Genomic DNA, 8,210 nt, shown 5'->3' with positions numbered 1-8,210 from the left:
ACCCGCTCCTCCACGCTGCCGACGGTGCGCAGCCGGGCGAAGCGCTGCCGCGCCGCGCTGTTCACCGTCGAGGCGTCGAGCAGAGCGCAGGACAGCCGCGCGTCGCGCAGCGCCGCCGCCTCGACATCGTGGATGTCGAACCAGCAGACCTTCGACGGCACGACGGCCGTCACCCGCACCTCGCAGCTGGCGCTGAAGGCCTCGGTCAGCGCCTCGCCGGGCAGCACCAGCTCCATGCCGCCGAACTCGCCGCCGCAGCGCAGCAGCAGCCCCGAGTGCAGCACCCCGAACCGCCCGCCGCGCAGGCTGACATCGACCGGACCGCCGCCGGGGATCAGGGTCTCGGCCTCCGGCAACAACGGCAGGACCGAGGTTGCCCGATGACGCAGCGCCGTACACAACCGACCTTCACTCACACCACAATTCCGGCAGTCCGGCATCAGCCGGAGAGAAACGTCCACAAGTGTAGTAAGCGCCATGAAGTCAATTCCTCCGGGTATCGCTCGGGGCGATCTGATGGGTACAAATACAGGTTCACTGGGTAATGCCGGCCCCGGCAAAAGCGGACCGGCAGAGTTCTGTTTAAATGAGGATGAAGAGCGACGCCTTGACCTGCGTCAATCTGACCAAGCTGATGAGCCCCGCCAGATCAGCGCCGGCGCAATATCTCGAGCATTGACTCGCAATCGAAATCATCGTTGGAAGACAAGGCAATAAGCCCCGGCAGATCGAGTATCTCGAATTGTAACGGGCTATGGATCCTGATCAGCCCCTGGCGGGAAAATCCCTGGACGGTCCGGCTGATCGTTTCCACCGTGGTGCCGAGATATTGCGCAAGATCATTTCTGCCGACCGGGATGCGCACGACGATTCGCTGCGCGTCGCTGGTCAGCTCGCTGGTCTGGTGCGGCCAGCGCCGGCAGAGGATCAGAAGGTAGGTGGCGAGCCGCGCCGCCACTGTCTGCACCGCCAGCAGGTTGATCCATTCGCGCGCGGCGTCCAGTTCGTCCAGCACGGACAAGAGCACGCGGTGCTCGAGGTCGTGGCAGCCGGCCATCAGACCCTCGAAGGCATGGCGTTCGAAGCAGCAGAGCGTCACCTCGGTCGCCGCCTCGATGGAGAAGTCCGAGCGTTCGGTGAAGACCCTGCCGAACATGTCGCTCGGGATCAGAAGCCCCACGACATGCGAGCGGCCGTCGCTCTGGAGCCGCTGCAGCCGCAGCACGCCGCGCACCACATTGCCGACGAAGTCGATTGGGCCGCCCTGGGCCACCACCACCGCGTCGCGCGGGAAGACCCGCAGCCGGGCGATGGCGTCGAGCTTGCGCAGCGTCGCCGGCGACAGGCCCTGGCGCAGCCCGGCATGGTGGAACCTGGCGTCCACCGCCAGCCGCGTCACCTTGTCCTGAGCCGTAACCCGCTCCACGCAACCCCTCCCCGGACGGGGCGCCCGCCGTCATGCTGCACCTGCACTGAGGCTTAGCAGAGTTTCCCCGGCCCGACTATTGCCGGCCCGGAAATGCGGCAATACGTGGCACGCAAGGGCGGATCAGCCGGCCAGCAGGTCGCGCACCATCGGCATGACCTTGGTTCCGTAAAGCTCGATCGAGCGCATCAGCGCCGCGTGCTCCAGCGGGCCGACCGAGTATTTCATGTCGAACCGCCCGAGGCCCAGCGCCTTGGCCGTGGCGGCGATCTTGCGCGCCACGGTCTCGGGGCTGCCGACATACATCGAGCCGTGATCCACCTCGCGGTCGAAGTCGGCCCGGGTCAGCGCCGGCCAGCCGCGCTCGCGGCCGATGCGATCGTGCAGGCGCTTGTAGGCCGGGAAGGCCTCGTCCCGCGCCTGTGCATCGGTCGCGGCGACATGGCCGGGGGAATGGACGCCGAGGGGCTTCGGATCGCCGCCGATCTGCTCGTAGGCGCGCTTGTAGAGATCGACGAAGGGCAGGAAGCGCTGCGGCGCGCCGCCGATGATGGCGAGGATCATCGGCAGGTCGTGCCGCACCGCGCGCACCACCGACTCCGGGCTGCCGCCGACGCCGATCCAGGTCTTCAGCCCGGCGGGCGACAGCGGCGGATAGACCCGCTGCTGCTTCAGCGGCGCGCGGGTCTCGCCCTTCCAGGTCACCTTCGGCTCGCGGATCAGCCGGGTGAAGAGGTCGAGCTTCTCCTCGAAGAGCTGCTCGTAGTCGTTCATGTCATAGCCGAACAGCGGGTAGGATTCCGAGAAGGAGCCCCGGCCCAGCGTCACCTCGGCCCTTCCGTTCGACACGGCGTCGAGGGTGGAAAACCGCTGGAACAGCCGCACCGGATCGTCCGAGCTCAGCACCGTCACCGCCGAGCCGAGCTTGATCCGCTTGGTGCGTCCGGCGATGGCGCCGAGGATCACCTCGGGCGAGGAGATCGCGAAATCGTCGCGGTGATGCTCGCCCAGCCCGATGGCGTCGACGCCGACCGCATCGGCCAGCACCGCCTCCTCCACCACGTTGCGCAGCACCTGCGCCTGCGGCATCGGCTTGCCATCCGCGCCGACCGGCACGTCGCCGAAAGTGTCGAGACCGAGTTCGATATCCTGTGCCATGGGCCCTCCTGCATTCCGTTGCCCCCGACATAGGCGATCGGGGCCGGAATGTCCTCGCCCTTCCCGGCACAGCCACCTCTCCACCGCCGCACAGCCGGCAGGTCTCATCCCTAAGTCTGAGGCCAGGGCGGTGGCGCCGCGGGCGATCCTCTGCCAGTCTCGGCCTCGGGACGCGTTGATCGGGGAGGAGAAACGTGGACGTCAGCGAACGCCAAGGCGGGGCCGCGGAGGCCATAACCCGGCTCGCCGGGCAGATCAGCGCCGGGCTGATCGGGCATGAGGTGCTGGTGGAGCGGTTGATGACCGCGCTGCTGACCGGCGGTCACGTGCTGATCGAGGGCCCGCCCGGCCTTGCCAAGACCCGCGCCGTGAAACGTCTGGCCGAGGGGCTGGATGGCAGCTTTGCCCGCATCCAGTGCACGCCCGACCTGATGCCCTCGGACCTGACCGGCACGCAGGTGTTCCGCCGCGACAGCGAAAGCTTCGATTTCGCGCCCGGCCCGATCTTCCATTCGCTGGTGCTGGTGGACGAGATCAACCGCGCGCCGCCGAAGGTGCAATCGGCGCTTCTGGAGGCGATGGCGGAAAATCAGGTGACGGCAGGCGGCGTCACCCGCAAGCTGCCCGATCCCTTCATGGTGGTGGCGACGCAGAACTCCATCGAGCACGAGGGCACCTTCCCGCTGCCCGAGGCGCAGCTCGACCGCTTTCTTTTGCATGTCGATCTGGCGCTGCCGGGGGCGGAGGCGGAGCGGGCGATCCTCGATCTGGTCGAGGGCGAGGCGCGGCATCTGCCGCAGGCGGCGCCGATGCTGCTGAGCCATGCCGATCTGAGCGCCGCCAAGGCGCAGGTGGCGGGCATCCATCTGGCCCCGGCGCTGAAGGATTTCATCGTCCGGCTGGTGATCGCCACCCGCGAGACCGCCGGCACCCCGCTGGAGGGGCTGGTGGACCATGCCGTCTCGCCGCGCGGCACGCTGGCGCTGGCGGCCTCGGCCCGGGCGCGGGCGATGCTGCTGGGGCGCGACCATGCCCTGCCCGAGGATGTCGAGGCGCTGGCCGCCGACACGCTGGCGCACCGGCTCATCCCGTCATGGCGCGCGACCTCCGAAGGGGTAAGCACGCGCGAGATCGTCGCCCGGCTTCTCGGGCATGTCCGGCCCTGGTGATGCCGGGGTCGCCGCATGAGGTGAGCGTCGAGGCGCTCCTGGCGCTGGGGCCGATGGCGGGCCGCCTGCCCCATGCCGCGCCCGAGCTTGCCCGCCGTCCCGGCGTCACCGCGACGCGGCCGCGCGGTCAGGGTCACGAGATCCGCGAGGTGCGGCCCTATGCCGAGGGCGACGACCTGCGCCATCTCGATGCGGCGGCCACCGCCCGGACCGGGGCGCTGCAGGTGCGCTCCTTCCACGAGGACCGCGACCGCACCGTGCTGCTGATCGCCGATTTCCGCCGGCCGATGCTCTGGGGCACCGTCCGCTTCCGCTCGGTCGCCTGTGCCGAGGCGCTGGCGATCGCCGGGTGGCAGGCGGTGGGCGATGGCGGCTCGGCGGGGGTGGCGGCGCTGACCGATGCGGGCATCCAGTCGGAGAAGCCCGCGAGCCGGGTGCGCGGCATGGCGCGGGTGGCGGGGTGTCTGGCGCGGGCGCATCTGATCGCCGGGCGGGCGGTGCATCATCCGGTGCGCGATCTGGCGCCCGATCTGATGCGCGCGGCCCGGCTGGCGCCGCGCGGGGCGACGGTGGTGCTGGCCTCGGCGCTCGACCAGCCAGGGCCGGGGCTGGAGGCGGCGCTCGGCGCGATCCAGCGGCGCGGGCCGCTGCGGCTCATGCTGCCGGTGGACCCGTTCGAGGCCGCGCCGCCGCGCGAGGCGCTGCCCTTTCTCACCGCGGCGGGTCAGACCGCGCGGGGCGCCTTCGACGCCCTGCCCGAGGCCCGCGCGGCGCTGCTGGCCCGGCTCGCCCTTCTGGGCATCGGGGTGGAGATCCTCGCCACCGACCGGCCGGCGGAGGCGGCATGAGCCTCGATCCGTTCCGCGACCTGCATCCGCCACGCCTGCCGCTCGACGTGGCGGCGCTCGGCTGGCTCGAGGTGCTGGCGGGCTTCGGTCTCGGCCTCTTGCTGGCGCTCGGGATCTTCGAGCTCTTGCGCCCCGCCTTCACCCGCAAGGCGCGGCCCGATCTGGAGGCGGAGCTGGTGCGGCTGAAGTCGCTGCCCGCCGCCGAGCGGCTGCTGGCCGAGGCGCGGCTGCTCGACCGGCTGGGTGCGCCCTTGCCTGACGAAGCGCGCGCGCAGCTTTACGCGCCGGAGGCGGCGGCGCCCGACCTGGAGCCGCTGATCCGCCGGGCCTGGCGGGCGAAGGGCGGCGCGCATGTTTGATTTCGCGACACCGCTCGCCTTCCTGCTGCTGCCCCTGCCCTTCCTTGCCCGCTGGCTGCTGCCGCCCCGCGCGCCGGGCGATGGCGCGGTCTACCTGCCCGACCGCATCGCCCGCGCCGCCGCCCCGGGCCGGGCCAGCGCCACGGCGCGCAGGCTCTCGACCCTGCTCTTGGCGCTGCTCTGGGTCGGGCTGGTCACCGCGCTGGCCGGGCCGCAGCGATTGGTGCCAACGCGCGACCTCACCGCCTCGGGGCGCGAGATCCTGCTGGCGCTGGACATGTCGGGGTCGATGCTGATCGAGGATTTCGACATCGACGGGGTGCAGAGCACCCGGCTCGAGGCGGTGAAGCAGGTGGCGCAGCGCTTCGTCGAGGAGCGGACCGGCGACCGGATCGGGCTCGTGCTTTTTGCCGATCGCGCCTATGTCGCAGCGCCGCCGACCTTCGACCTGCCCGCCGTGTCGCGCGCCATCGAGGAGGCGACCATCGGCATCACCGGGCGCTCCACCGCCATCGCCGACGGGCTGGGGCTCGCGCTGAAACGCTCTGCCGCCTCCGATGCCACGTCCCGAGTTATCGTGCTGATGTCGGACGGGCGCGATACGGCCAAGCGGCTCGACGCGGTGCAGGTGGCGCGGCTGGCGGCGGAGCATGGGGTGCGGGTGCATACCATCGCGCTGGGGCCGGAGGATCTGGAGACCCGGCCCGCCTCGCGCGATGCGGTGGATACGGTGACGCTGAGGGCGATTGCCGAGGCCAGCGGCGGCAAGAGCTACCGGGTGCGCGGGATGGAGGATCTGACGGCGATGGCCGAAGATCTGGACCGGCTGGAGCCGAATCCCTCCTCCCGCCCGCCGGTAATCGTGCCGCAGCCGGTCTGGATCTGGCCTGCGCTGCTGGCGCTGCTGGCCGCGCTCGGCATCGGCATGAACCGGAGGGCCGAGGCATGATCCTGCTGCGCCCGTGGTGGCTGCTTGCCCTCCTCCCGCTGGCGCTGCTGGCGCTCTGGGTCTGGCGGCGGCAGTCGGCGGGGGCGTGGGAGGCGATCATCGCCCCCGCGCTGCTGCTGCGGATGCGGGCGCTCGGCTTCGTCTCGCCCGCCCCCCGGCGCGGGCTGGTGCTGCTGCCCTTCCTTGCCGCCGGGATCGTGGTGGTCGGGCTTTCGGGCCCGGCACGGCTGAAGGCGGGGATGGGGCAGGACCGGATGGACCCGATCATCCTGATGCTCGACATGTCGCCCTCGGTCGCACGCTCGGCCCAGCTGGCCGATGCGCAGGCGGCGGCGGGACTGGTTTTGCAGAACGCTGCCGGTCGGCCTGTCGGCATGATGGTCTATGCCGCCGATGCCTATGTCGCCAGCGCGCCGACCTCGGATGCGGCCTCGCTGCAGAGCCTCGTCGCGGTGCTGGGGCCCGAGACCATGCCGATCACCGGCAGCCGGCCCGATATCGCGCTCGGGGCGGCGCGCGACCTCTTCGCGACCGGCGGCAGGCCGGACATCGGCGGGGCCGACCTGATCCTGATCTCCGACGGCGGCGGCGCCGGGCCAAGGGCGATGCAGGAGGCCGGGCGGCTGCGCGAGGCGGGGGCGCGGCTCTGGACGCTGGGGCTTTCGGGCGACGCCGCCGAGGGCGCGCCGCCGCCCGATACCGAGGCGCTGGTGCGGCTGGCCGAGGCGGGGGGCGGCGCTTTCGCCCCGGCCCGCGCGCCGCGCGAGGTGCTGGAGCGGATCGCCGCGGCGCGGACCGGGCGGCTGGCGCAGAGCAGCTTCGCGCCCTTGGTCTTCGACGATCTCGGCCGCTGGCTGATGGCGCTGGCGCTGATCCCGGCGCTGCTGCTGTTCCGCCGCCGCGCCACGGGGGAGCGGTGATGCGCAGGCTCGGCCTCCTCCTGCTGGCGCTCGCGTCCCTCGGCATCGCCGGGCCGGCGGCCTGGGCGAAGCTGGCGCTGGTGGCGGGCCTGCCCTCGCTGGCGGTTCCCTTCGCCAGCGATCCGGCGGTGCGGGGCGTGGCGCTGTATCAGACGGGGCGCTTCGCCGAGGCCGACGACGCCTTCGCCGAGGCCGGCCGCTCCGTGACCTACAACCGTGGTCTCAGCCTCGCCGCGCTCGGCAACTACCCGCTGTCGCGCGCCTATTTCGATGCGGTGCTTTTCGCCAATCCCGCCGACAGCCAGGCGCGCGACAATCGTGCCGCAGTCGATGCGCTGATCGAGCCGGTGGTGGGCGACGGCAACGAGACCGGGCGCACCGCCGTGCAGGTCATCACCCCGCCCGACGGCCCGCCGGTAGAGCGGTTCTCGGCGGATGGCCCGCCGCTCGATACCGGCGGGCGGGTGGCGGATGACGCCTGGCTCGCGACGCTGGCCGACGATCCGGGCGAGTTTTTGCGGCTGCGCATCGCCGACGAATACACCCGCCGCCTCTCGCTCGGCCTGACCCCGCCGCAGGAGGGCGACCCATGGTGATGCTGCGCGCGGTCCTGCTCTGCCTTCTCGCCTCCCCCGGCCTCGCCGAGCTGCCGGCGAAATCGCTGGAGATCATCGCCGCGCCCACCTCGCCCAGCATCGTCGTAGGCGAGATGATCCCGGTGACGCTGCGCGGCGTCTATGACAAGCGGGCGACGCGGGAGGAGCTGACGCTGCGGCCCTCCGACGCCTTCGACTGGCTGCCGCTGGCCAAGGACAGCTGGCGCGAGGAGCGGATCGAGGGGCGCAGCGTCATCGTGGTGGAACGCAAGCTGGCGCTCTTCGCCAAGCATGCCGGGCTCAGCCGCTTCGGTCCCGCCGACCACCGGATCAGCTTCGTGGGTGAGGGCGAGCAGGTGCTGAGCTCGCATCCGCTGGAGCTGACCATCGCGCCGATGCCCGAGGGTCCGCCGTTCCACAGCCCGCATGGCTGGCGCTTCGCCGCCGGCAAGCTGACGATCCGCGACGAGCTGAGCACCGATCCCGCGCATCTGGCCGATGGCGAGACGGTGACGCGCCGCGTCACGCTGCGGGCGGAAGGCGCGCTGCCCGAGATGCTGCCGCCGCGGCCGGTGGTGTCAGAGCCCTGGCTGATCACCTTCGCCGCCCCGGTGCAGCGCGAGCTGGAGCTGACGCCCGAGGGGCCGGTGGCCAGCGTGATCTGGGAATGGCAGTTCCGCCCCGAGACCGGCGAGCCCGGCGTGCTGCCCCCGGTGCCGATCCCCTATTTCAACACGGTGAGCCGCAAGGTCGAGCAGGTGGAGATCCCCGCCCTGCCGATCGGC

The 8,210-nt window shown here is 71.6% G+C and carries 9 protein-coding genes and 1 pseudogene; 7 read left to right on the top strand and 3 right to left on the bottom strand.

What is annotated here, in order from left to right; genetic code table 11:
- From C5F48_RS20075 to C5F48_RS20065, 3 genes and pseudogenes are all read right to left on the bottom strand, one after another.
- Nucleotides 1-401 (bottom strand): annotated as a pseudogene (locus tag C5F48_RS20075) (Crp/Fnr family transcriptional regulator); the annotation flags it as partial.
- A 248-nt stretch (nucleotides 402-649) separates the two neighbouring features.
- On the bottom strand, nucleotides 650-1,426 hold the full coding sequence (locus tag C5F48_RS20070; protein ID WP_107665569.1) for a Crp/Fnr family transcriptional regulator: 777 nt from the start codon (nucleotides 1,424-1,426) through the stop codon (nucleotides 650-652).
- Between the two features lie 123 nt (nucleotides 1,427-1,549).
- On the bottom strand, nucleotides 1,550-2,584 hold the full coding sequence (locus C5F48_RS20065) for an LLM class flavin-dependent oxidoreductase (RefSeq protein ID WP_107665568.1): 1,035 nt from the start codon (nucleotides 2,582-2,584) through the stop codon (nucleotides 1,550-1,552).
- 194 nt (nucleotides 2,585-2,778) lie between these two features.
- Here C5F48_RS20065 and C5F48_RS20060 point away from each other — a divergent pair, with 194 nt between their 5' ends.
- From C5F48_RS20060 to C5F48_RS20030, 7 genes are all read left to right on the top strand, one after another.
- Nucleotides 2,779-3,753 carry an AAA family ATPase gene (locus tag C5F48_RS20060; RefSeq protein ID WP_219907817.1) on the top strand — a complete coding sequence of 325 codons (975 nt, stop codon included), beginning with the start codon at nucleotides 2,779-2,781 and terminating at the stop codon, nucleotides 3,751-3,753.
- Complete coding sequence (locus C5F48_RS20055) at nucleotides 3,753-4,601, top strand: DUF58 domain-containing protein (RefSeq protein ID WP_107665567.1); 849 nt, start codon at nucleotides 3,753-3,755, stop codon at nucleotides 4,599-4,601. The genes C5F48_RS20060 and C5F48_RS20055 overlap by 1 nt, the downstream gene beginning before the upstream one ends.
- On the top strand, nucleotides 4,598-4,960 hold the full coding sequence (locus C5F48_RS20050; protein WP_107665566.1) for a hypothetical protein: 363 nt from the start codon (nucleotides 4,598-4,600) through the stop codon (nucleotides 4,958-4,960). Before C5F48_RS20055 ends, C5F48_RS20050 begins: the two co-directional genes overlap by 4 nt.
- Entirely contained in the window at nucleotides 4,953-5,909 is a 957-nt protein-coding gene (locus tag C5F48_RS20045; RefSeq protein WP_107665565.1) for a VWA domain-containing protein, read from the top strand. The genes C5F48_RS20050 and C5F48_RS20045 overlap by 8 nt, the downstream gene beginning before the upstream one ends.
- Nucleotides 5,906-6,829 carry a vWA domain-containing protein gene (locus C5F48_RS20040; RefSeq protein ID WP_107665564.1) on the top strand — a complete coding sequence of 308 codons (924 nt, stop codon included), beginning with the start codon at nucleotides 5,906-5,908 and terminating at the stop codon, nucleotides 6,827-6,829. Before C5F48_RS20045 ends, C5F48_RS20040 begins: the two co-directional genes overlap by 4 nt.
- A complete protein-coding gene (locus C5F48_RS20035; RefSeq protein WP_107665563.1) occupies nucleotides 6,829-7,425 on the top strand; it encodes a hypothetical protein in 597 nt (198 codons plus the stop codon). The genes C5F48_RS20040 and C5F48_RS20035 overlap by 1 nt, the downstream gene beginning before the upstream one ends.
- Nucleotides 7,419-8,210: BatD family protein (locus tag C5F48_RS20030; RefSeq protein ID WP_107665562.1), on the top strand; the 792-nt coding region annotated here is incomplete at its 3' end. The genes C5F48_RS20035 and C5F48_RS20030, both read left to right, overlap by 7 nt.

The sequence above is a fragment of the Cereibacter changlensis JA139 genome, assembly GCF_003034985.1.
Lineage (GTDB): Bacteria > Pseudomonadota > Alphaproteobacteria > Rhodobacterales > Rhodobacteraceae > Cereibacter > Cereibacter changlensis.
Note: the sequence above shows the minus strand (reverse complement) of the source record. Positions and strands in the feature narration are given on the sequence as shown.